Source organism: Calidifontibacillus erzurumensis (assembly GCF_013303125.1).
GTDB lineage: Bacteria > Bacillota > Bacilli > Bacillales > Bacillaceae_J > Calidifontibacillus > Calidifontibacillus erzurumensis.
This window is the reverse complement of record NZ_JABTTE010000001.1, coordinates 192,971-215,511: the sequence shown is the minus strand read 5'-3', so window position 1 is coordinate 215,511 and position 22,541 is coordinate 192,971. Positions and strand designations below refer to the sequence as shown.

The window sequence follows — 22,541 nt, the reverse complement described above, 5'->3', positions numbered from 1 at the left end:
TTCTTTTTCAATTGATTGTTGATTAAATAGGATTAGTTGTACATGTTAGCTCGTTCATCCTTTCGCTCATATTTTTTTGATACTTTCACTCTATCGTATCATAAATCACATTGTCAACATTCTTGATTAAGGTCAAGTGAATTCATTATACATTGTTATATTGTTTTTTGATTGGAAGCCCATTTAGAAGCAAAAAAGGAATATTTCTATTCATTTTCTTCCTTGCCGATATCCTCTTTCTATTTCAAAATTCTCCTACAAATGCTTATAAAAAAGTAACCTCATCGGGCGAGATTCCAGTGAGGTTACTTTTACTAAACTTTTATTTAACTTACAAACCACATTTCAACTGAGCACCACAGTTTGTGCATGTATTGCAGCCGCCAATTTCTTTTACTTTTCCTTTCCGGCATACAGGGCATGTGTTGCCAACTTCAGAACCAATCGTTACATCTGTTGAACGAAGATCGCTAATTGTATCAACAAGAACGACATGCGGCTGTTCATGTGGCACTTTATCAAATTCAACTTCATCTAAACGGTTTTCTTCCGCTTTAAGAGTTAATACTTGAGCATCACGGCTGCCATCAACATATACTGTTCCACCTTTAGCTCCACCTTTATAAAGCCGTTCATATACTTTTTCTACTTGTTCTACCGTATAACCTTTAGGTGCGTTAACAGTTTTACTGATGGAACTGTCTACCCACCGTTGAATGACACATTGTACATCAGCATGAGCTTCTGGTTTCAAATCCATCGCTGTAACAAACCATTTTGGCAAGTTGTTTGGATCGACTTCTGGATGTTGGTCTAAATACTCTTGCAAAATATCTGCTTTTACTTCGATGAATTTTCCTAAACGTCCGCTCCGGTAATAAGAGAATGAAAAATAAGGTTCAAGCCCTGTAGAAACACCAACCATTGTTCCTGTAGATCCAGTTGGAGCAACTGTTAGTAAATGTGAATTTCTAATGCCATATTCCAAAATTTGTTCCCGTATATACCCAGGCATCCTCTTCATGTAACCAGTTTCTGTAAATGCTTTTCTTAACTTTCTTGTTTCCTCTTCAGTTTCGCCGACTAAGAATGGGAAGCTGCCCTTTTCTTTTGCAAGCTCAATGGATGCTTGATATGCTTCAGTCGCAATTGTTTCAAAGATTTTATCAATTAGTTCATTACCTTCAGGAGAGCCGTATTCTGTTTCACAATAGATCAATAAATCGTGCAAGCCCATAACACCTAAGCCAATGCGGCGTTCACCCAAAGCTTGCTTTTTATTTTCCTCAAGGAAATACGGAGTTGCGTCAATAACATTATCTTGCATGCGGACGCCAACACGGACAGTCTTTCTAAGCTTTTCATAATCAACAGTTTTGTTTTCTTTATCTGCCATTTTAGCAAGATTTACTGCAGCTAAGTTACAAACGCTGTAAGGTGCAAGAGGTTGTTCTCCACATGGGTTTGTTGCCACTACTTTTTGACCGTAAGCTCTCGCATTTGTCATATCATTAGCATTATCAATGAAGAATATGCCAGGTTCAGCTGAATATGTCGCACAAATATTAATTAAATTCCAAAGCTCTTTCGCACGAATTTTCCGATAGACGCGAACTTTATGGCCAAGCTTTTCCCATTCGCGTACATCGCCTACTTTATGCCATTCTTCATTATAAATTTTCATTTCTTCCGGGCTATAGTTTTCTACATCAGGGAACTTTAATTCAAAGTAATCATCATTTTCAACAGCTTCCATAAATTCTTTTGTTAAACAAACTGAAATATTTGCTCCTGTTAAAAATTCCGGGTTATGGACGCTGTAATGGCCACCGACTTTTAGTTTTTCTTCAGCTTCACGCATCACCTTTTCTGTAAAGCCGCCATAGCCTGGCATATTTTTGTAGTTGATGATTCCTTGATACATTTCCCTTTCTGTTTCAGTTAATGGCGTGAATTTCAGCTTTTCTTTCGCCAATTTCTTGATATGCTCATCTTCCGTGTTTTCAATTAAAAATCGTAAAATTCTCGGATTTTGCATTTTCGAAATGATAAATTCAACAATATCTGGGTGCCAAACGGCAAGCATGATCATTTGTGCGCCACGGCGTGATCCGCCTTGTTCAACTAAATGTGTAAGCTTTGCAATATCATCTAGCCAAGACACAGAACCTGAAGATTTTCCGTTTACCCCGCGGGCAAGTGTATTGCGTGGACGAAGTGTAGAACCATTTGTACCAACTCCACCACCGCGGCTCATAATTTCCATCACTTGTGTACGGTGTTCGGAAATGCCTCCTCTTGAATCTTTCACAAAAGGCATTACATAACAGTTAAAGAAGGTAACGGCCGTACCAGAACCTGCCCCATATAAAACGCGGCCTGCCGGAATAAAATTTAAACTTGCCAACTCTTCATAAAACTTCTGAAACCATTCTTTCTGTTTTTCTTCTGTTTCTTCGACAGCAGCAAGACCTGTTGCAACCCGTTTAGCAATCTGTTCATAGAAAATTTCAAGCGGTTTTTCAATCACATCAAGCGAACGCTTAATAATACCTGTTTTTATTTCCTTTTCATCTTCAAAAACACCACGAAATTCTTCCTCAACTAATACAACCGCTGTATTATTTTCCCAGTCGATTTCTTGAATATACCCTGCTCCGCGGGCTGGAAATTTTGGGTCTTCCTTGATGGTCAAAACTACAAAGTCTCCAGTTGACAGCGTAATTTTTTCAGTATCTTTAAAAGAATAACGATCCAACATTACGAGACGAGATACACCTCTATGTGTAATCTTCATATCTTCGGTAATTGGATGTACTTGAGGGAATAACGCAATATCTTTATTTAATTTCTCAATATTCACCTTCATTTGTTCGGCGGCTGCCGTCACCATCTTTTCATCTCTCCTTAAATCTATTGATTACCAACTGCAATATTCTTATACAATTCTAGCAATTAATTCTAGATGTCTTTCAGTATTCTAACCGTACCATATTATCCCCTTTAAATCAATATATAGTGTTAATATTATCAAAAGACATACTATATATTGATTTAAGGAACTGAAAAGGACGAATTTGTCAAACTAGGAATTTCTTAAAAAGAAGAGAAAAAACACGATAAAAATGTTTTTTTCGGTACTTATGACGAAATATGAAAAATTTTCTTGCTTGCAAAATAAATTGCTAGATTTTATCAAGGTTTTGACAAACAACAAAAAAATGTGGCTTCCGTACCACATTTTTGTTTATTATTTTCGAAAATTCCACTCATCACGCAAATATTTTTCCTCTTCAATTTCTTTTATTATTTTTAGTTGCCCCTCACTAAGTATATATGGTTCAAGCTCAATTTCAAGCCCTTTTTCAAATCCTTTTTTAAATGCTTGTTTCGCATCTTCAATGGTCACTTTTTTATTAGTAAGTCTATTGATGGAAACTGCTTTATTTTTAAAAGCTTCCATCATCCGTACTTTTATTCGTTCATTTTTAAATTTAAAAAGACTAAAGAGCATGTCTTCATCGATATCTAGCAAGATTGATCCGTGCTGCAATATTACTCCTTTTTGTCTCGTTTGTGCGCTCCCGGCAACTTTCTTTCCTTCCACGACAAGTTCATACCACGACGGTGCATCAAAACAGACAGAAGAGCGAGGTTTTTTTAATTCATCTAGTTCAACCTCATTTTTAGGAATGGCAAAATAGGCATCAAGGCCTAGTTCTTTAAATCCTTCTAATAGACCGGTTGAAATAACTCGATAAGCCTCTGTTACAGATGTCGGCATTTTCGGATGGCTTTCGGGTACGATGACGCTGTAGGTTAACTCTTTATCATGCAATACCGCTCTGCCTCCAGTTGGCCTACGTACAAACCCTAGTTGGTGCGCTCTTACGGCGTCGATATCAATTTCTTTTTCAACTGTTTGAAAATAGCCGATCGAAAGGGTAGGCGGACTCCAGCCATAAAATCTAATCGTTGGCTTCATTGTACCTTCACTTTGCCATAATAATAACGCCTCATCACAAGCCATATTAAAGCTTGGTGAACAATTTCCTGAATCGATAAAATACCATACTTCTTTTTGCATTTATTATATCTGCTCCTTTGAATGAAGGTTACTCCAATAGTCTACCAAAAGTTGAACTGATCTCAAATAAATTAAACAAGGGAATTGTGACTTGTTTTTGAAAACTCTCCACCCCTCTACCTGTGCAACTAAAGAACAAAATGAGAGTTGATTATTTTTTATTTTGCTAATCAAGATAAACCTTTATATAATGAATGAGGATACGACTGTTCTTTAGAGGGGAGGAGTTTGAGATATGGAATTATTTATTATTACGATTGTTGCTATTGCTGTTTACTTTATCGGGACACGCCTTTATCAAAAACGATATTTAAAAACTTTAACACAGGAAGAATTTATCGCGGGCTATAGAAAAGCTCAACTTATCGATGTCCGAGAACCGAATGAGTATGAAGCAGGCCATATATTAGGCGCCCGCAATATCCCGCTTACCCAACTTCATGCTAGAAAAGCAGAAATTAGAAAAGACATGCCAGTTTACTTATATTGCCAAAGCGGTTATCGTAGTGCAAGAGCTGCGGCCATCCTTAAAAGAATGGGCTGCAAAGATATTAGCCATCTAAAAGGCGGCTTTAAACAATGGACAGGCAAAATTAAAAAGAAATAAAAGGAGCTGACATCTCAGCTCCTTTACTATTTATTTTTCGTAACGCAACACCGGTTTTCTTGCAGCAAGCGTTTCATCGAGACGCTTGACAACCGTATTATGCGGTGCTTCTTGAACAACTTCAGGGCTTTTTTCCACTTCTTCAGCAATTTGAATCATCGCATCAATAAAGGCATCAAGCGTTTCTTTTGATTCCGTCTCTGTCGGCTCTATCATCATACATTCCTCAACGATTAGCGGAAAATAAATGGTTGGCGGGTGATAACCAAAGTCAAGCAAACGCTTGGCGATATCTAGCGTTCGTACCCCGAGCTTTTTCTGGCGTCTTCCTGATAAAACAAACTCATGCTTGCAATGAGTGTCATAAGGAAGATCATAATAAGGCGCTAATTTTCTCATCATATAGTTTGCATTTAATACAGCATATTCTGAAACTAGTTTCAATCCTTCCGGTCCCATTGTACGAATATAAGCATAAGCGCGAACATATATACCAAAGTTTCCATGGAACGGCTTCACGCGGCCGATCGTTTGTGGTTTATCGTAATCTAAATAATAGCCGTTTTCATTTTTAGCAGCTAAAGGTACAGGCAAATATGGGACTAAATCTGCTTTCACACCAACTGGACCAGATCCAGGTCCGCCGCCTCCGTGGGGACCAGTAAACGTCTTATGGAGATTTAAATGAACAACATCAAAGCCCATATCTCCTGGACGTGCTTTACCTAAAATTGCATTTAAGTTTGCACCATCATAATAAAGCTTGCCTCCGGCTTCATGGACGATTTTTGCAATTTCCACAATTTGACTTTCAAATAATCCTAATGTGTTCGGATTCGTTAACATTAAAGCAGCAGTATCTGGTCCGACAACCTTTCTTAAATCTTCCAAATCAACTAATCCATCTTCATTGGATTTTACTGTAATAGATTCAAAACCAGCAACTGTTGCGGAAGCAGGATTCGTTCCGTGGGCAGAATCTGGAACGATTACTTTTGTGCGTTTAAAGTCTCCTCTAGCTTCGTGATATGCCCGAATTAACATTAGTCCCGTCCATTCACCATGTGCACCTGCTGCAGGCTGCAATGTGACTTGATCCATACCTGTTATTTCAGCCAAGTCATTTTGTAATTCATACATTAACTCTAATGCACCTTGAATTGTTTTTTCATCTTGGTACGGATGAATATGACTAAAGCCAGCCATACGGACGATCGCTTCATTTACTTTCGGATTGTATTTCATCGTACAAGATCCGAGTGGATAAAACCCAGAGTCAACTCCGTGATTCCTTCTTGATAATGCCGTGTAATGGCGCATAATATCAAGTTCTGACACTTCCGGGAATTCTGGTTCTGTTTTTCGAATATATTCATTTGGAAAAACAGCATTCACATCGACTTCCGGAACATCTAACTCAGGAAGACTATAGCCGACGCGCCCTTCTTTTGTAATCTCGAATATTAATGGCTGTTCATGACTATGCATAATAACCCTCCATTTCCTTAACAAACAAATCAATTTCTGCCTTTGTTCTTAGTTCAGTTACACAAACGAGCATATGGTTTGAAAGTTCATCATAATCACGGCCTAAGTCATAACCACCGATGATTCCTTTTTGCAATAAATATTCGTTGATATCATTAACAGGTTTCGGGCAGGAAATCACAAATTCATTAAAGAAAGGACCTGTAAATGGAGAGCTAAAACCTGCTTCTTGAAATTTCGTTTTTGCATATTGTGCTTTCGCTATATTTTGTAATCCGATTTCTTTTATTCCTTTCTTTCCTAAAGCTGTCATCGCAACGGCAGATGCCAATGCATTTAACGCTTGGTTGGAACAAATGTTTGAAGTTGCCTTTTCACGGCGAATGTGCTGTTCACGGGCTTGTAATGTGAGAACAAACCCACGTTTTCCATCCTCATCAACCGTTTGACCTACTAGACGACCTGGAACTTTCCTCATAAGCTTTTTCGTTACAGCAAAATAGCCGCAATGCGGTCCACCAAACTGTGCCGGGATGCCAAATGGCTGCACATCACCAACAACAATATCTGCACCAAATTCTCCTGGAGGTGTAAGAACACCGAGTGCTAGTGGGTTGCTTGTGACAACAAACATCGCTTGTTTTGAATGGACAATTTCCTCAATTTCCTTTAATGGTTCAATTTGTCCAAAAAAGTTTGGATATTGGACGACAAAACAAGCAACATCATCAGCCATCGTATTTTTTAGTTGTTCGATATTTGTTGTACCATTATCTAAATCAATTTCGATTACTTCCAAATGCTGGCCTCGTGCATATGTTTTTAAAACAGTCCGGTATTCTGGATGGACAGCTTTGGATACGAGCACTTTTTTCCGATTCGTTTGTCCGGCGCTTAACGCTGCAGCTTCAGCCATTGCGGTACCACCATCATACATTGATGAATTGGCTACTTCCATGCCAGTTAACTCACAAATCATCGTTTGGAATTCAAATATAGCCTGCAGTTCACCTTGGGAAATTTCTGGCTGATATGGTGTATATGCAGTGTAAAACTCCGACCTTGAAATAACATGGTCAACGATCGTCGGAATATAATGGTCGTAAACGCCAGCACCTAAAAATGATACATATGATTTTAAATCAGCATTTTTATTTGCTAGTCTTGCAAATTCTTTCATTAATTCAGGTTCCGATAAAGGTGATTTTAATTGAAGATGCCCTTTAAAACGAACCTCTTCTGGAATATCTGAAAATAGTTCATCAATTGAAGAAACGCCAATGGCTTCTAACATTTCATTTTTATCTTTTTCTGTCATAGGCAGGTAGCGATAATCCATTTGAATCCTCCTTATTTTTGACGTTTATAAAACGGTGTTGCCACAACTTTCGCTTTCGCGTACTTTTTCGGTCTTACCTCAATGCTTACTTCAGTCCCTAGTGTCGCGAAATCGCTCTTAATAAGTGCCAAACCGATTGCTTTATTTAACGTCGGTGATTGTGTCCCTGAAGTGATATGGCCGATTTCTTCATCGCCGTTATAAACCTTATAGCCGTGGCGAGGAATTCCGCGCTCAATCATCTCAATTCCGACAATCTTTTTTGCTAGACCCTCTTCTTTTTGTTTTTGCAAAGCTTGTTTTCCAATAAAATCAGTTTCTTTATCTAGTTTCACTACAAAACCAATGCCCGCTTCAAGTGGTGAAATGTCAGGGCCTAGCTCCTGACCATATAGAGGAAGCCGCGCTTCAAAACGCAATGTATCTCGTGCACCTAGTCCAATTGGTTTAATGCCAAGCTCTTTGCCAGCCTCTAAGATGAGCTTCCATAACTCTTTTGCATCTTTTTCAGAACAATAAATCTCAAAACCGTCTTCACCTGTATAACCTGTGCGGGAAACGAGCGCTTTTATGCCTTGCAAATCGATATTTTCTTTAAATTTGAAATATTTTATTTCTGATAAATCTTCATTTGTAAGCTTCTGCAAAATTTCCTCAGCGAGCGGACCTTGCAGGGCTAATTGAGCAATTTCCTCCGATGCATTTTTTAGTTGGACATCACCAGAAACATGGCTTTCTAACCATTCAAAATCTTTTTCGGTATTTGCTGCATTGACAACGAGCAAATAATCATCATTTGCTTTTTTATATACTAATAAATCATCGACCGTTCCGCCGTTTTCATAACACATAGCTGTATATAAAACTTCGCCTTCTTTTAACTTGGAAATATCATTTGTCATCATTTTTTGTAAAAATGCCAAACTGTCTTTACCCTTTACTTCAATTTCACCCATGTGAGATACATCGAACAGCCCAGCTTTTGTGCGAACAGCCTCATGTTCTTCTTTAATAGAAGTAAATTGTACAGGCAATTCCCATCCGCCAAAGTCGATCGTTTTCGCACCATAATTTTCATACAACGAATATAACGGTGTCCGTTTTAATGCAGACATAAAACGCCTCCTTGCCATAATTATTATTTTTATATAATAAAAAAACAGAGAAATACACATATTTATGTTGTGCATTTCTCTGTCCTGTTACCAGAAAGTTTTCAACCAAGTTTTTCATTGTTTCGCTTTCAATCTTTTTTCTTACAATGAAACCGGTTTACTTCCTCGTGGGTGGCTTATGTATAATACGCCCAATGGGCAAATAAGCGCTCTCCAGAGTTGCGTCAAACAAGAGTCTTTTTGCCTGAGAGATTCACAGCCAATGCTGCTTGCTCCTTCGGCGCCACTTTGACTTCTTGTGGTCTCTCCCCTTGTTATCATTCGCCCATATATAATTTTCGGCAAATTGGAAATACTTTAACTTAAATCTTCTATAATAATCCTACAATAATTAGAAGTGTTCGGCAATTTTTTTTTAAATAATCAAATGAGAGACAAAGAAAGGATCGGTTCTATGCAATTAGACATCGAATTTGATCAATCCTGGCAAGAAGACTTTTTAAGAAAAATAGAAACGGACGGACCTTGGGCAAATTGGGAACTATTTAAATTAGCTTATGAAATTGAGGAACATTTACTCATCCCAACGTTTGAAGGGTTGATTGCTCCCCAATTTTTGCCTAATTTAACTTTGCTTCCACACCAATTGGAGGCTGCCCAAACGGTCGTTGAGAAAATGAATGGAAAAGCGATCCTGGCTGATGAAGTTGGTTTAGGGAAAACAATAGAGGCCGGTCTCATATTAAAAGAATATATGATCCGAGGATTAGTCAAAAAAGCGCTCATTCTCGTTCCGGCTTCCCTTGTAACACAATGGGAACGAGAGTTGAATGAAAAGTTTTATATACCTGCAGTCGCTCAAAGAAAAAGCTATGTCTGGGAACAATGCGATGTTGTCGTTTCATCCATTGATACGGCAAAAAGAGATCCTCATCGGGAAATCATCTACAAGCAAAATTATGACATGATCATCATTGATGAAGCCCATAAATTAAAAAACAATAAAACTAAAAACTATGAATTTGTACAAAACTTAAAGAAAAAGTTTTGCCTTTTATTAACGGCAACACCAGTACAAAACAAGGTTGAAGAAATTTTTAATTTAGTGTCATTATTGAAACCAGGTTACCTTGGCACCGAATCAAAATTTTCTGAGGAGTTCTCAGCAAAAGACCGTAAAGTAGAAAATAATGACTACTTAAAACAATTAATAAACAAAGTAATGATAAGAAATAGACGTCAAGATACTGGAATGGAATGGACGAAACGAATTATTAAAACCGTTCCGATTGAACTTTCGAAACAAGAAAAAGACTTTTACGATGCTGTCTGTTCTTTAAAAGCAAACCCTTATTTGAACAAAAGCCAATTTTCACTCATTACGCTGCAAAAAGAAGTTTGTTCCAGCCGCGAAGCAGCTTTTTTAACATTAAAAAATATGCTTGATAAAGAAGAAACAAATGAGGAAGTCGTTTCAATCATCAACCATTTAATGGATTTAGCTGGAAAGGTAGAAAAAAATTCTAAGGCAGAAAAAGTTTTGGAATTGATTCAAGGAACGAATGAAAAATTCATCGTTTTTACCGAATATCGAGCAACCCAACTTTATTTGCAATGGTTTCTAAAACAACATGGAATTACCTCTGTCCCTTATCGAGGAGGCTTTAAAAGAAGCAAAAAAGATTGGATGAGGGATTTATTTAAAAATAATGTTCAAGTTTTAATTGCCACTGAAGCGGGAGGAGAAGGAATTAACTTGCAATTTTGCAATCGGATTATCAACTATGATTTGCCGTGGAACCCGATGAGAATTGAACAGCGTATTGGAAGGATCCACCGTTTAGGTCAAGAGAGAGATGTGTTAATTTATAATTTTGCCACTAAAGGAACCGTTGAAGAACATATTTTACATTTGCTTTATGAGAAAATTAATTTATTTGAAAGAGTTATTGGCGAACTTGATGAAATTTTAACGAGGCTGGAAATTGGCGATATTGAACGGCATATTGAAGATATTTTATTTCATTCAGAATCAAGCGGTGAAATTCGCATAAAAATGGATAATCTAATTTCAGTTATTAATTATGGTACCGAAACGTTAAGAGAGGGAGAGTCGTATGCAACAGCAAGATATTCATAACTTTTTGAAACGCTATTTTTCTAGTAACGGCTGTGAAATTATTGAAAATTCACCTGGACACCTTGTCGTTCAACTCACAGTAGAATTGGACAAAGAATTAATGAATCGGCCATTTTATTGGCATTATATAGAAAAAACAGGCGGCCAAGGAACTCCAATGAAATTAACCTTTATTACCGATCGGAAGAAAGTCCCAGATGGTGTAAAAGGTGAAGCTATTCATTTCGGATCGCCAAGATTGCATCAAATTTTCCGTTCAACAAAAAAGATGGCTTCCTCCATTCGCATGTTTGAACAAGTGGAAACGAATGTAAATAGAGCGTTATACCCATGGCTTCTTGTAAATTTGAAAGCTTCCTATATTTGCGACCGCAAAAAAGATTTATTGTTTTCGCTCGGTCTAAATCTAATCAACGGGGTCATGATAGATCAAGCCCATAAAAAGATCATGAAAAAAAATTTGACACCGAAAATACCCGACTATTGTTTCACTCTCTCTCCGCTTATCAAACCAAAAAGCGGCTTAAAAAGGATTGAAAGAATGGTTATGCAAATCATCGAAAATGATGACCATCAATGGGCAGAGGAAGCACATAAGCGGTGGCAAAAAGATTTGCAATTATTAGATCATTTTTATGAAGATTTGGAAGAAAAACGAGAGAGTTACTTCACTGAGAAAGCAGCATTAGAAGCACAATATAAACCAAAAATTAAAATTGAAATTATTAATGGGGGGTTATTTTATTTAACAGATCAAGTACTATAAAAATGATATTAATTTTTCATTAAAATTAAAATAAATATCCGCAAACCGATTATTCATTGATTTTCAAAAGTAACCGATTTGCGGAATGTAAGACTGTTGTTCAACCACCGATATAAGACATTTCGATTTTGTTTTTTCGCTTATTCCCTTTGATAGTTTGTTCCAAGCGTTCATCAGAATATCGGTCTTTACGGTTAAACCATACATTCTTGATAGATTCTTTCAACTCTTGATCAGACGCTTTTTCCCGCAAAAGCGTTCTTACATCAAAACCTTTGTCAGCAAATAAACAAGTATAAATTTTTCCATCCGCTGATAATCTAATCCTCGTACATGATGAGCAAAAGGAATCTGTTACAGAAGATATAATGCCGATTTCTGTCTTCGAATCAACATAGCGATAACGGCTTGCCACTTCTCCAAAATAATTAGGATCTAATGGCTGAAGTGGCATTTCTTTATCAATCATTTCTACAATTTCTTTTTTCGATATAACTTGGGATAAATCCCAGCCATTTGAATTACCGACATCCATAAATTCAATAAATCTCAATGTAATATTTTTCTCTTTAAAAAATTTAGCCATTGGAATGATTTGGTCTTCATTCATCCCTTTTTTTACAACCATATTTACTTTTATGAAAAGACCTGCTTTTTCAGCAGCTTCAATTCCTTTCAAGACTGTGCTTACCTTCACATTTCGGCCATTAATTTTACCAAATTGCTTATCATCTAGGGAATCTAAACTTACATTTACTCGATGTAGTCCAGCATCTTTCAACTGTTGAGCATATTTTGACAAATGTACTCCATTTGTAGTCAGAGCAATATCTTTTACACCATCTATATGATTTAAACGCTCTACAAGATGAGGCAAATCTTTGCGCAAAAGTGGTTCCCCACCTGTTAGGCGAATTTTTTCCACGCCTAACGACACAAAGATTGAGGTAATGCGTTCAATTTCTTCAAATGTAAGCATTTCATATTGAGGGAGAAATGGAAAATCATCTCCGAATAACTCTTTTGGCATACAATAGACGCAACGAAAATTGCATCGATCTATAACTGAAATTCTTAAATCTTTTAGCGGGCGTTTCAATGTATCAAATATTTTTTCTGAATCTATTAATTTCAATGATGATCACCCCTATACTCTCATACCAAAACTCTAACATAATGTTAACAAGGTGTAAAAAGAAAAAAAGCCCAAAATTAACATTTTGGGCAATAAAACAATCATTTTACTATCTTCTTTTTTTACGATTAAAACTCATTAACAAAGCAAGGGGGATCATTCCGAATAATCTTGTCAAAACCGGTCCCCGTTCTGCTTTTTTTTGTACTTTTTTATTCAATCTTTCTTCTTTCGAAGTATCTACAAATTTTACAAACTGCTCTGTCAAGTATCTGACATAATCATAGGAGGACATTTCATTCACCACCTACTTTTTTTCCAATCTTTATTCTTTCCCTCATTCAAGTGTTTTAATCAATTGTTCAATTTCTTCAACAATTTCATCAGGATTTTTATTCATAGTATCAATTTTCAAATCGGCCTCATTGTACAAAGGCAACCGCTGGGAAAATATTGTGCGAATATTGTTTTCTTTATCCCCATCTAACAAAGGACGGGTTTGGTCATCTTTTAGTCTACGGATGATTTCATCCGGTTCACAATGCAAATATATAACGTATCCTTTCTCTCTCATCCAAGCCCTGTTTTCTTCTGCTAAAATAATGCCCCCACCAGTTGTGACAATCGTATTTTCAGTTGGTACAAGCTTTAAAAAATGCTTTTCATACTCGCGAAACTTTTTTTCTCCTTCTGTTTCAAAAATTTCACGGATCGTTTTATTTAATTGATTTTCTATAAATTCATCAGTATCAATGACAGGGAGAGATAATTTTTCAGCCAATTGTTTCCCAATAGTCGTTTTTCCAGACCCCATAAAGCCTGTTAAAAATAGCGATTTCATTAACTAACCCTCCACCCAATGTACAATTTCTTTCGTTTTTACATTCACAATAGCAACAAAAAATAATTTTCTTTTTTTGTCAGTTATACAAGTGCCGTTAATACGCCTCATATCCTCTTCTAGTTTTTCAATCGTATACTGAATCATACCGATTGGATAATAGATCGTACCTGTCGTTGTTTTTTGTTCTTGTTCCTCACTGATTTTAAAAAGATGCTGCACACCAATTTGTGTAAGATTTTGCAATTTTTCTCCTTCTTCTTCTTCCATTACAAAAAGCTTTTCCGTTTTATACAATTCAATTTCCGAAAGAATGATGAGAGGAATTAATAAACAAATAACTAAAGTCGTCGGCAAAATAAAACCTCTTTGATTTAAAATACCATACATCGCACCCACCTCTCTATCATTTTTCAAAAAATTTTTGGCGTCTTAGATATTCTCTTTTGAAATGTTTTGCCATATAAATCAATGGAAACAATTACACCATTTGGAACAATTTCGTAAGAAACATCATCGACATTTTGGAGCAGAAATTCATTCCCTGCCCCATTTACTTGTCTTCGAATATTCGATTGATATTTTTCGTATCGAACAATACTTCCATCACCCATATTTAAATAAAGTGTACTTCCAACTTCAACGAGTTGGTTCGCACGGACGATTTCCTTCTGTATATAAGTAAAAAATAAATCAACACTATAAGGTACTGTTCTAGGTTCAACTTTAATAAATTGAATGATTATTGGTAACAGTGAACTCATCATTAAAAACAGAGAAAATGCAAATAAACAATTTACTAACGTAAAACCATTCTGACTGAAATAATAATTCATCCGCTTATTTTTTCGCATAACCGCACACAAATCCTTTCTTTAACCGCGGTGTTTCCCAATGTACGCATATTTTTATCAATTCATTTACGTTTTCAGCCGTCACTACATATTTTCTATTTGAAATTTCAACTTTTTTTGTCCAAAATTCTTGAGTGCCATCATATAAAAACGACTCTGTTTCGTTATGCAAATATCGCAATGCTTCACGCTTATATTCAAGCGAAGTCCTTTCTTCGTAAACGATCATAAGAACAGGTATCATCATTGTAATTACTATAAGAAGAATAGAAAAAGAGCCAAGCACTTCTACAACTGAAAATCCATTACAATTTTTTAACATATGTCTGTCCCTTTCCAAATAAAAACACAAACTGATAAATATCATCATAATAGTAAACATGCATTTTCCCTGCTCTTTCAATCGTACCGTTAGAATAAAAGGTAACTGTTTTTGGCAAAGTTAACATTTCAAGCTTTATTTGATCGGAAAACTTTCTATTCAAGAGGCTTGGCTCATAAAAACCGGAGATAATTTCATAGCGGCTACTTTCTGGGTAAAATCGGAGGTAAACATTTTTATAATTTGTAATCGCATACTTTTGTGCATAAGAAACATCAAGCTGAAGTTGGGCAAAAAATCGATAAATTTGTTGCTGCCGAATTAAAGATTGATAGGATACAAAAGATATTGTTACAACAATTATAAAAATGGATAATACAAGTAAAATTTCTGTCATTGTATATCCATTTTCTGTTTGAAAGCTGTTTTTAATCATTATTATTACCGCCAATCACGTTGCAACCTTACTCATTAGGTCCTTGGACTTCCCCATTTTCACTTAATTGGAGGACATCGCCGTTCGGACATGTATATGTTTTTATATAACCTTCTTCACGGAGCACTTCTAAATTATCTGGTTTTTTTTCATGTTCAATTTCATAAGCTTGCACTTGTGCCTCGATTAAATTTACCAAAGCTTCACAACCTTTATTTTGGGCAACTGTGTTATTCTTTGTTACATTTGGAATCGTAACTAGTAACAAAATCGAAATAATTAACAAGACGATCATCATTTCAATTAACGTAAAAGCTCGTTCGTTTTTCAACATTTGTCCTTCCCTATCTGAATTTGAACTTATAATTGCTAATAGTTCTCTCATTTTCATAAAATTTTCACACAACCCTTCTTACATATTTTGAATGGTTCCATAAAGAGGAAGCATGATTGATAAATATAAAGCAATGATCATCCCGCCGATTGCTGCCATTATTGTCGGCTGAAGAATGCGAAGCCACCAAGTGAATGATTCCTCAAATTCATCAATAATTAAACGGCTATACTCAAGCAATTCCCTTGCTAAAATGCCATTGGCTTGCCCATGAATGATAACTGTTGCTAATTCTTTGTCAAAATAAATAGTGTTTTTTAAAATATCTGCCAGATCATCCCCCTCTACTAAAAAAGATCTAATTCTTGATGCTTCCTCTTGAAAAAACTGAATTTGGCTTTGACTCTGAAATACAGATAATGTTTCATTAATAGATAAACCATTTTCCACTAAATTTCCGAAGTGAAACGCAAAAAAATAGGTATTATATTTTTTTATAAAATATTTAACCAATGGAATTTTACATAAAATTTTATTTTGTTCGATGGCAGTAAGCGAGCGGAAATAAAATTGATAATAAAAGCCAATGGCAGCACATAGGAAGAAAAAAGTTATCCCAAGAAATGGGCTAATTGATTTGAAGGCAATCAACAACGTAATAAATTTTGATTGTGGAAGATTCAGCGATTCGTAAAGTTGAAGAAATTGTGGAATAACAACTTGTTGCATGACAATAAAAGCGCCAAGAAGGAGAATGATTAAAAATAGTGGATAACGCATCATTTTCATTGTGTTTTTTACATAGGTGTCTTTTAGTTTTAACATCTTTCCTGCATGAAGCAAGCCATTGGGTAAATCTCCATATTTTTCAGCAAAGTATAAATATCCCAATCCTTCATTAGAAAATTGAAGTGACTGAAATGATAAATAGAATGGTGTTCCTTGTTTTAAATGTTGTAATATGAAACGTAAGTCTTTCCTTTTTTCATCATTTACATAAAGCATTAAAAATTCAAGTGCTGTAAGCAAAGGGTAACCTCGTTGTAATAAGTGGCCTAACCGTTCAAATAACTTTGCTTGATCTATTAATGTCCACTTTTTTCTCTTTCTCATATCTTTCCTCCATAAGATTCATTAGAGAGATACCCAAGAGCTATTCCTTTATTCAATAAATGTTCCAATGTTTGGTATTGATAATAAACCTTTTCTCCCTTTGCTTCTCTTATAGCTGCTTTTAAATTTTCACCATATAATAGTTCATAAATACATAAACGATTCACTTGCCTGAGCTGTAAACAATAAGGGGAACATGGTCCTTTACAAAAAGGACATTTTAAATTAACAAGGCGTTGGGCGGATACACAAAGCAATGTTTGTTCCAAATCTTGAATGGAGATGCCTAAATCTTTTAAACGGTTAATAGCACTTTTTGCATTTTTCGTATGTAGAGTCGTCAGAACAAGATGCCCTGTTAAGCTTGCGCGTACAGCCGCCTTTGCTGTTTCTTCATCTCGAATTTCGCCAACCATTATAATGTCGGGGTCGTGTCGCAAAATGGCTTTCAACCCTGCAGCATAAGTGATGCCGGCTTTTTCATTCACTTGAACTTGTAAACAGCATGTATCAATTTGTTTTTCAATCGGATCTTCCAACGTAATAATATTACAATGTTCCGTATTTTGGATCGCTTGAATAAGGGAATATAAAGTTGTAGTCTTTCCAGAGCCGGTCGGACCTGTTAATATCATTAATCCTGCTGATCTAGTTGATAAATTAAATAAAATTTCTGCTGCTTTTGGGAATAATGAAAGCTTTGATAACGGGATGTCGTTATTTTGGGGCAGTAAACGAATAACTAAGCTTTCTTGGTGAAGTGTCGGAAGAGTTGATAATCGGAGACTAACATTTCTTTCGTTAAACATCCATTGAATGGCTCCATTTTGTGGTCGTCGTTTTTCTCCAATGTCCATTCCTGCTAGAAATTTAAAATGGGATAGTAATTTTTCAAAAACTGAAAGGGCAATTGTTTCTTTAAACATAAGCCTGTCTTGAATTCGAAACTGAATGACTGCGTCATGTTTTCGCGGGAGAACATGAATATCTGTTGCTTTAAACATGAATGCTTCTTTTAATAGTGCCTCTCCTCGCTCTTCTATGTATCCCAATGAAATACACCTGCCTATTTATGATATTAAAGCCGTTCATTAACTTCTATTCGCCGCAATTTGACAAAATCCTTCCTTACCCGGAAAGTTTTTTATAATTTTTTTATATTTTATTACAACATGTGTTTAATTAAAAAAAGACTTGCTTTTTTTTGTGACAAATTGCTGAAAATAATTGTGAATATTTTCAAACAAATTATTTCTCAAGTCTAGAAATAATTCCAATGACAATCGAACTATACTATAATAATTATATTAAAAATAGTTTAAAAGATAGGGGTGAAGACGTTGGAACAAACATTAAAAATAACGAATGTCCTTTCTGACCCAACTCGGTTTTCAATTTATCAATATATAGCAAACCAACATAGTGAAGTAACCGTACAAGAAATTGCTGATAACTTTAATATCCACCCAAACGTAGCAAGATTGCACCTTTCAAAACTTGAAGATGTTAAAATGATCGTTTCTGAAACGAAAAAAACAGGAAAAGGCGGCAGACCAAGCAGAATTTATCGTCTATCAGACGATGTTGTCCAGCTCAATTTTCCATACAGGGATTACCAACTCCTTTCTGAAATTGCAATTAACACGTTGCTTTCGTTAGGTGAGGTAGGTAAAAAAGCATTAATGGAAACCGGCCACAAATTTGGGAAAGAAATCATGGAAAAAGAATATAGAAAAAGTGGGCAACCTTTAACTTTTAGTGAAAAGTTGAACTATTTAAAAGATGCTGCGAACTTGTTAGGATTTTATCCTGAATTTGAAACAAACGAAGATCAAACAAAAGTATACTTTAAAATTTTTAATTGCCCATTTAAAGAAGTAGTTGCCCAAGATCAAGAAATATGCAAAATGCACTTAGCTTTTCTTGAAGGTATGTTTAAAAGCTTGTTTAAGAATGTCGAACTAATTGAAGAAGACAATATGTTTAAAGGTTGTTCGTCATGTAACTATTTAGCACTTATCCATGAAAATTAGATCAACACAATCGCCAAAATTTGAGATTTCAGTCATTTACAGCACATAAATTGTCCATTATAATAATTAGAGTAATTATTATCGTGTATTGAATAGAAAGATTTATGTAAAGGGGGCGTACATCATGGGCAAAATGTATCGAGTAATGGCATTTTGGACTGCAATTTTCAGCATTATGTTCTACCTAGGAGATATGTACACAACATCGCTATTATTCCTGTGCATTACTGGCTTTTTCTTAGGAGTAGGATTTTTAAAACTGTCTGAACGCATGTATGTCTACATATTTGGAGCATTTTTAACTTTATTTTTCATCGGCTTCACGTATTGGACAACATTTATGATGCCGCTTGGCGGTGGCGGGCATTAATTTAAAAATGCGTTAAAGCAACGCTTATTCTTAATACCAATAAAAGAGATAGCTTGCATAACGCATTTGGTGCTATTTCGGACAATGATGTTCAAATATCATAGCTTTTTATTGACTTGATAAAAGGACGTTGCAAATGCAGCGTCCTTTTATTATTTAATAGTCGTCAACCAAAATATCACTCAATATAATTTGATCGGCATTTTTGCTTTGAATTAAAACAGTAAAGCTTGAACTAATGCCATCATCCATGATCAATGAACGGATAGCCCGATTCTGTCTGCTAATTTCTGAAAAAGGATTTGGATCAGAATTTTCTTGTAAATAATTTAAAATCCCACCTTTTAATAGAAATTCACGTTGATTTAGCATACCTAATAATTTCAGTCCAACTTGTTCCCCTTTTTGAATAAGCGCATCTAGATGGATATGTGTTGTTAAATCCATATCTCCTGGATAAGAAAGAGGATTTTTAATAATTTGATGTTTATAATACCCCCGTAAACTTCCTTCCCGGTGAATAGGATGCATCCATTCTTCTTTCGTATACCCATAATCAATCGTAAACATAATTCCTTTCTCTAACCAAGCATTCGTTTCTTCAAGCCAATGATCCATATTAAGGGGTATTTCCATTCGCTGACCATTTGTTAGTACGATCCCATTTTGCTCTAGCCAATTGAAAATTTCTTCATTTTTACAAGGGACGAATGTTTCTACTAATTGATTATTTTCAAAAGTAATCCTTACTTCAACCATTTCACCGTTGACTTTCTGAACAACATCTACTGGAAATGCATCAAATAACTCATTGGCAAGGATAATGCCATTAAATTTGCCAAGATGGTTCACCATTTCAGTAAGGGATGAAAATTGTTGTACCTTTTCAAAAGAACGAATCACTTTTCGTTGCTCTTCACGATGATAAGGACTTATCTCAACAATAATATATTTTAACTGTTTAAAAGAATCAGGATCCACTTTTTTCCATTCCTCAAGAATAAAATTTGCAAGCCTTCCTGTACCAGCACCTATTTCACAAATAACCGGATGTATTTTTTTTAATTGCACAAGTCGGATAAAAATTCTGGCCAACACTTTGCCAAAAACACTGTGAACATTACTATTTGTATAAAAGTCCCCTTCTTTTCCAATTTTTTGTTTATGTTTCATATAATAGCCAAGTTCCTTGTCATAAAGAACGATGCCCATATATTCAGAATAAGATATATTGCCGTTTTTACTATTTTCAATTACATGTTTTAATTTGTTTAACACAGTTTTAACACCTTTCTATTAAAATCCGTGTAAAAATGGATTTTCGTTCATTTCAGTAATGATCGTTGTAAGCGGTCCATGTCCAGGAGCAACAACCGTTTCTTCTGGCAATACAAGTAGTTTGTCATGAATACTTTGAATAAGTTGATTATGAGAGCCTCCAGGAAGATCCGTTCTACCAATGCTTCTAGCAAATAAAGCATCCCCTGAAAAGACTACCGTCTGTTCTGCTAAATAATAAGACACACTGCCTGGTGAATGACCAGGTGTTTCAAAAACTTCAAATTGGAAAGAACCGATCGAAAGCATTCCTTCATCCGTTATTAAATGATCTGCATTTTTCACAATGATTTCGTTACTTAACCCAAAATACTTCGACCCATTTAAGGCTGGATTTGATAGCCATTCCTCCTCATTTTTATGTATATAAACTGGACAATTCCAAAAATCGCGAACATCATCAACAGCGCCGATATGGTCAAAATGAGCATGTGTTAATAAAATTGCAGATGGTATTAACTCATGTTGTTGTAAATGATGAATGAATCTCTTTCCTTCACTTCCCGGATCAATGATGATGCATTCTTTTTTCTCATTCTCAATGATATAACAATTCGTTTGAAGCGGTCCTAACGGAATCTTTTTCCACTTAATTCCCATATTTTCCCCTCCATTTATGCAAGATACACTTATTTTTCCATAAAATTTTGACACATCTATCCTAATTTTTGTCCTCGACAAAAAGACTAAAAAAGATTAAAATAAACAACAGATGCTCTTTTAGTATACATAGATTGCTATTTTTATTCAAAAAATTGGCTATACTTAGAACAGAGAATTTAAATAAGGAGGGAAGAGCATTGGGTCTTGTTATTATTTTTGCACTTATCACTTTATTATGTCTGTTAGGATTGTTCCGTTCATTAAAACAAAAAAGTGTTTTAGCATTCGTATTCGCAGGTGCATCCGTACTTGTATTCGGCTGGTTTACAGTAATGACATTTATTGCAATTCTTAACGGACATGGTACTCCAACTGCACACTAATTTTGTAATATTGTTTGGAGAGAACGAATAAAACATCAACAATTGCTGACTGCAATCGTTGATGTTTTTTGTTTTCTAACGTTATTGTAAAACAAGGTTATATATTTGTTGATCAGAAATGTTTAATACTTGCTCAAGTTGATTGCCAATTAAACACCAATCGCCTGTCGGAGACAATTTAATTGGAACATTTCCCGTAACATTTATTAACTCTACTTCCTTCCCATCCATCGTTAACGCTGTTAGTTGAAATCCATCCTTATATTCGGCAATATCCCCAGCTCGGTTCGGTTTCATAAAGTAAAATAATTGCTTTTTTTCATCAAAGTCAAAACTAGGCACCCACCATGCTTCCGAAAATGTATTTAAAACAGGGATATTTATTTCTGTTCGCTTCGTGCGCGTTTTTGCATCATAAAATGTATATCGTGACTGTTGATAATCGCTCTTAATCATTGTTACAGAAGCTATAATATCTTTCATCGAAAAGAGCATGATGCTACTATCAAGCCATTTCTTGTTTTCAAGAGTTTTTAAATTATATAAAAAAACTGGGGCTTCAAGTGTAAATTCATTTTGATTCCAATCTAAATAAACAAGTTCATCTTTGCTAATCCATTGAACAAAAGGATGTTCAAGCGGGATTTGGTAAATTTCTTTTTCGGTGACATTTATTTTAAATAATCGAAAATCAAAATTAGGCAAAAATTCAGTGACAATTAATTCATTGGGAGCATAAGGATTCCATAAAAATTGTAATTCCTCGATCTTGCTTGATCTTGTAAAAATTTCATGTCCCATTTTATTTAAAATACGCAAATGGCTTGTTCCATTTTTTTCAATCGTTTGCACAGCAAATAAAGAATTGTCGATATTGGCTTCTATTTTCCCAATCCATTCTTCAGATTGAAAAAATAAACTTCTTTCACCAGTATTTATTTTATGTAAATATAGAGATGATCCACCACTTTCACCAACAGAATAAATAACTGTATCTTGATTATACCATTCATTTACACTATAAAATTTTTGCCCCTCAGGAATGACAATGGGCTTAAAATCATTGTTTGTTAAAAATTGTTCAGAAATTGCAATTTTGTTTTCACCACTTCTTTTTAAATAAGGAGCATCATGAACCACCCTATCAGAAACATCACAACCATTGATGAGAAAAACTATGATGGCTACGAACAATTTTTTCATCTCTTCACCCCAGGAAAGGTCTAAGCTGCCTGAA

General features: G+C 35.3%; 24 protein-coding genes and 1 riboswitch. Of the genes, 6 read left to right on the top strand and 18 right to left on the bottom strand.

Going from position 1 to position 22,541, the window contains the following annotated elements; all coding sequences use genetic code 11:
• Positions 1-331: 331 nt before the first annotated feature.
• Entirely contained in the window at positions 332-2,893 is a 2,562-nt protein-coding gene (locus HR057_RS01165) for a vitamin B12-dependent ribonucleotide reductase (RefSeq protein WP_173729554.1), read from the bottom strand.
• A gap of 357 nt (positions 2,894-3,250) precedes the next feature.
• Complete coding sequence (locus HR057_RS01160) at positions 3,251-4,087, bottom strand: lipoate--protein ligase family protein (protein WP_173729553.1); 837 nt, start codon at positions 4,085-4,087, stop codon at positions 3,251-3,253.
• Between the two features lie 235 nt (positions 4,088-4,322).
• Between HR057_RS01160 and HR057_RS01155 the strand changes: the two genes are divergently transcribed.
• Complete coding sequence (locus tag HR057_RS01155) at positions 4,323-4,694, top strand: rhodanese-like domain-containing protein (protein WP_173729552.1); 372 nt, start codon at positions 4,323-4,325, stop codon at positions 4,692-4,694.
• Positions 4,695-4,724: 30 nt separating this feature from the next.
• Here HR057_RS01155 and gcvPB read toward each other — a convergent pair whose 3' ends face one another.
• The 3 genes from gcvPB to gcvT are packed head-to-tail and all read right to left on the bottom strand — an operon-like array spanning position 4,725 to position 8,636.
• On the bottom strand, positions 4,725-6,182 hold the full coding sequence (gene gcvPB / locus HR057_RS01150) for an aminomethyl-transferring glycine dehydrogenase subunit GcvPB (RefSeq protein ID WP_173729551.1): 1,458 nt from the start codon (positions 6,180-6,182) through the stop codon (positions 4,725-4,727).
• Complete coding sequence (gcvPA, locus tag HR057_RS01145) at positions 6,175-7,521, bottom strand: aminomethyl-transferring glycine dehydrogenase subunit GcvPA (protein WP_173729550.1); 1,347 nt, start codon at positions 7,519-7,521, stop codon at positions 6,175-6,177. Before gcvPA ends, gcvPB begins: the two co-directional genes overlap by 8 nt.
• A gap of 11 nt (positions 7,522-7,532) precedes the next feature.
• Positions 7,533-8,636 (bottom strand): glycine cleavage system aminomethyltransferase GcvT, encoded by a 1,104-nt coding sequence (gene gcvT, locus HR057_RS01140; RefSeq protein WP_173729549.1) that lies wholly within the window; start codon positions 8,634-8,636, stop codon positions 7,533-7,535.
• 222 nt (positions 8,637-8,858) lie between these two features.
• A riboswitch (glycine riboswitch) is annotated at positions 8,859-8,957 on the bottom strand.
• 133 nt (positions 8,958-9,090) lie between these two features.
• Between gcvT and HR057_RS01135 the strand changes: the two genes are divergently transcribed.
• Both HR057_RS01135 and HR057_RS01130 read left to right on the top strand, forming a co-directional pair.
• Positions 9,091-10,776 (top strand): DEAD/DEAH box helicase, encoded by a 1,686-nt coding sequence (locus tag HR057_RS01135; protein WP_173729548.1) that lies wholly within the window; start codon positions 9,091-9,093, stop codon positions 10,774-10,776.
• The gene (locus tag HR057_RS01130; protein WP_173729547.1) at positions 10,754-11,542 is read left to right on the top strand and encodes a YqhG family protein; all 789 of its coding nucleotides are present in this window, start codon (positions 10,754-10,756) and stop codon (positions 11,540-11,542) included. The genes HR057_RS01135 and HR057_RS01130 overlap by 23 nt, the downstream gene beginning before the upstream one ends.
• A gap of 100 nt (positions 11,543-11,642) precedes the next feature.
• Here HR057_RS01130 and moaA read toward each other — a convergent pair whose 3' ends face one another.
• The 10 genes from moaA to comGA all read right to left on the bottom strand — a co-directional run bounded on the left by moaA (position 11,643) and on the right by comGA (position 17,629).
• Positions 11,643-12,668: a GTP 3',8-cyclase MoaA gene (gene moaA / locus HR057_RS01125; protein WP_407926106.1), complete on the bottom strand. Its 1,026-nt coding sequence runs from the start codon at positions 12,666-12,668 to the stop codon at positions 11,643-11,645.
• 118 nt (positions 12,669-12,786) lie between these two features.
• Positions 12,787-12,972: a YqzE family protein gene (locus HR057_RS01120; RefSeq protein ID WP_173729545.1), complete on the bottom strand. Its 186-nt coding sequence runs from the start codon at positions 12,970-12,972 to the stop codon at positions 12,787-12,789.
• A gap of 42 nt (positions 12,973-13,014) precedes the next feature.
• Positions 13,015-13,518: a shikimate kinase gene (locus HR057_RS01115; RefSeq protein WP_173729544.1), complete on the bottom strand. Its 504-nt coding sequence runs from the start codon at positions 13,516-13,518 to the stop codon at positions 13,015-13,017.
• A 3-nt stretch (positions 13,519-13,521) separates the two neighbouring features.
• Positions 13,522-13,908, bottom strand: a complete 387-nt coding sequence (comGG, locus tag HR057_RS01110; protein WP_173729543.1) for a competence type IV pilus minor pilin ComGG — start codon at positions 13,906-13,908, stop codon at positions 13,522-13,524.
• Between the two features lie 23 nt (positions 13,909-13,931).
• The gene (locus tag HR057_RS01105) at positions 13,932-14,372 is read right to left on the bottom strand and encodes a ComGF family competence protein (protein ID WP_173729542.1); all 441 of its coding nucleotides are present in this window, start codon (positions 14,370-14,372) and stop codon (positions 13,932-13,934) included.
• Positions 14,359-14,694 carry a type II secretion system protein gene (locus HR057_RS01100; protein WP_173729541.1) on the bottom strand — a complete coding sequence of 112 codons (336 nt, stop codon included), beginning with the start codon at positions 14,692-14,694 and terminating at the stop codon, positions 14,359-14,361. The genes HR057_RS01105 and HR057_RS01100 overlap by 14 nt, the downstream gene beginning before the upstream one ends.
• Positions 14,678-15,130 carry a competence type IV pilus minor pilin ComGD gene (comGD, locus tag HR057_RS01095; protein WP_173729540.1) on the bottom strand — a complete coding sequence of 151 codons (453 nt, stop codon included), beginning with the start codon at positions 15,128-15,130 and terminating at the stop codon, positions 14,678-14,680. Before comGD ends, HR057_RS01100 begins: the two co-directional genes overlap by 17 nt.
• Before the next feature lie 28 nt (positions 15,131-15,158).
• The gene (gene comGC / locus HR057_RS01090; RefSeq protein ID WP_173729699.1) at positions 15,159-15,464 is read right to left on the bottom strand and encodes a competence type IV pilus major pilin ComGC; all 306 of its coding nucleotides are present in this window, start codon (positions 15,462-15,464) and stop codon (positions 15,159-15,161) included.
• Positions 15,465-15,542: 78 nt separating this feature from the next.
• A complete protein-coding gene (comGB, locus tag HR057_RS01085; RefSeq protein WP_173729539.1) occupies positions 15,543-16,577 on the bottom strand; it encodes a competence type IV pilus assembly protein ComGB in 1,035 nt (344 codons plus the stop codon).
• Positions 16,574-17,629 carry a competence type IV pilus ATPase ComGA gene (gene comGA, locus HR057_RS01080; protein WP_230474310.1) on the bottom strand — a complete coding sequence of 352 codons (1,056 nt, stop codon included), beginning with the start codon at positions 17,627-17,629 and terminating at the stop codon, positions 16,574-16,576. Before comGA ends, comGB begins: the two co-directional genes overlap by 4 nt.
• 288 nt (positions 17,630-17,917) lie before the next feature.
• Between comGA and HR057_RS01075 the strand changes: the two genes are divergently transcribed.
• On the top strand, positions 17,918-18,610 hold the full coding sequence (locus HR057_RS01075; protein ID WP_173729538.1) for a helix-turn-helix transcriptional regulator: 693 nt from the start codon (positions 17,918-17,920) through the stop codon (positions 18,608-18,610).
• A 124-nt stretch (positions 18,611-18,734) separates the two neighbouring features.
• A complete protein-coding gene (locus tag HR057_RS01070) occupies positions 18,735-18,980 on the top strand; it encodes a DUF2626 family protein (protein WP_173729537.1) in 246 nt (81 codons plus the stop codon).
• Positions 18,981-19,136: 156 nt separating this feature from the next.
• On the opposite strand, the gene HR057_RS01065 is transcribed toward HR057_RS01070, so the two are convergent.
• Together HR057_RS01065 and HR057_RS01060 are read right to left on the bottom strand one after the other, a co-directional pair.
• Complete coding sequence (locus HR057_RS01065) at positions 19,137-20,258, bottom strand: class I SAM-dependent methyltransferase (RefSeq protein WP_329955802.1); 1,122 nt, start codon at positions 20,256-20,258, stop codon at positions 19,137-19,139.
• 18 nt (positions 20,259-20,276) lie between these two features.
• Positions 20,277-20,912: an MBL fold metallo-hydrolase gene (locus HR057_RS01060; protein ID WP_329955811.1), complete on the bottom strand. Its 636-nt coding sequence runs from the start codon at positions 20,910-20,912 to the stop codon at positions 20,277-20,279.
• Between the two features lie 206 nt (positions 20,913-21,118).
• Here HR057_RS01060 and HR057_RS01055 point away from each other — a divergent pair, with 206 nt between their 5' ends.
• A complete protein-coding gene (locus tag HR057_RS01055; RefSeq protein WP_173729535.1) occupies positions 21,119-21,304 on the top strand; it encodes a DUF2759 family protein in 186 nt (61 codons plus the stop codon).
• 81 nt (positions 21,305-21,385) lie between these two features.
• Here the strand turns inward: HR057_RS01055 and HR057_RS01050 are convergent, their stop codons facing one another.
• The gene (locus tag HR057_RS01050) at positions 21,386-22,507 is read right to left on the bottom strand and encodes a YqgU-like beta propeller domain-containing protein (RefSeq protein ID WP_230474309.1); all 1,122 of its coding nucleotides are present in this window, start codon (positions 22,505-22,507) and stop codon (positions 21,386-21,388) included.
• Positions 22,508-22,541 lie beyond the last annotated feature (34 nt).

Excerpts from the sequence above, each read along its gene's own strand:
- comGD (WP_173729540.1), bottom strand. The coding sequence starts at position 15,130 with ATGATTAAAAACAGCTTTCAAACAGAAAATGGATATACAATGACAGAA.
- comGG (WP_173729543.1), bottom strand. The coding sequence starts at position 13,908 with ATGTATGGTATTTTAAATCAAAGAGGTTTTATTTTGCCGACGACTTTA.
- comGC (WP_173729699.1), bottom strand. The coding sequence starts at position 15,464 with ATGTTGAAAAACGAACGAGCTTTTACGTTAATTGAAATGATGATCGTC.
- gcvPB (WP_173729551.1), bottom strand. The coding sequence starts at position 6,182 with ATGCATAGTCATGAACAGCCATTAATATTCGAGATTACAAAAGAAGGG.
- comGB (WP_173729539.1), bottom strand. The coding sequence starts at position 16,577 with ATGAGAAAGAGAAAAAAGTGGACATTAATAGATCAAGCAAAGTTATTT.
- HR057_RS01100 (WP_173729541.1), bottom strand. The coding sequence starts at position 14,694 with ATGTTAAAAAATTGTAATGGATTTTCAGTTGTAGAAGTGCTTGGCTCT.
- HR057_RS01070 (WP_173729537.1), top strand. The coding sequence starts at position 18,735 with ATGGGCAAAATGTATCGAGTAATGGCATTTTGGACTGCAATTTTCAGC.
- HR057_RS01105 (WP_173729542.1), bottom strand. The coding sequence starts at position 14,372 with ATGCGAAAAAATAAGCGGATGAATTATTATTTCAGTCAGAATGGTTTT.
- HR057_RS01160 (WP_173729553.1), bottom strand. The coding sequence starts at position 4,087 with ATGCAAAAAGAAGTATGGTATTTTATCGATTCAGGAAATTGTTCACCA.
- HR057_RS01120 (WP_173729545.1), bottom strand. The coding sequence starts at position 12,972 with ATGTCCTCCTATGATTATGTCAGATACTTGACAGAGCAGTTTGTAAAA.
- HR057_RS01155 (WP_173729552.1), top strand. The coding sequence starts at position 4,323 with ATGGAATTATTTATTATTACGATTGTTGCTATTGCTGTTTACTTTATC.
- gcvT (WP_173729549.1), bottom strand. The coding sequence starts at position 8,636 with ATGTCTGCATTAAAACGGACACCGTTATATTCGTTGTATGAAAATTAT.
- HR057_RS01165 (WP_173729554.1), bottom strand. The coding sequence starts at position 2,893 with ATGGTGACGGCAGCCGCCGAACAAATGAAGGTGAATATTGAGAAATTA.
- gcvPA (WP_173729550.1), bottom strand. The coding sequence starts at position 7,521 with ATGGATTATCGCTACCTGCCTATGACAGAAAAAGATAAAAATGAAATG.
- HR057_RS01115 (WP_173729544.1), bottom strand. The coding sequence starts at position 13,518 with ATGAAATCGCTATTTTTAACAGGCTTTATGGGGTCTGGAAAAACGACT.
- HR057_RS01050 (WP_230474309.1), bottom strand. The coding sequence starts at position 22,507 with ATGAAAAAATTGTTCGTAGCCATCATAGTTTTTCTCATCAATGGTTGT.
- HR057_RS01135 (WP_173729548.1), top strand. The coding sequence starts at position 9,091 with ATGCAATTAGACATCGAATTTGATCAATCCTGGCAAGAAGACTTTTTA.
- HR057_RS01130 (WP_173729547.1), top strand. The coding sequence starts at position 10,754 with ATGCAACAGCAAGATATTCATAACTTTTTGAAACGCTATTTTTCTAGT.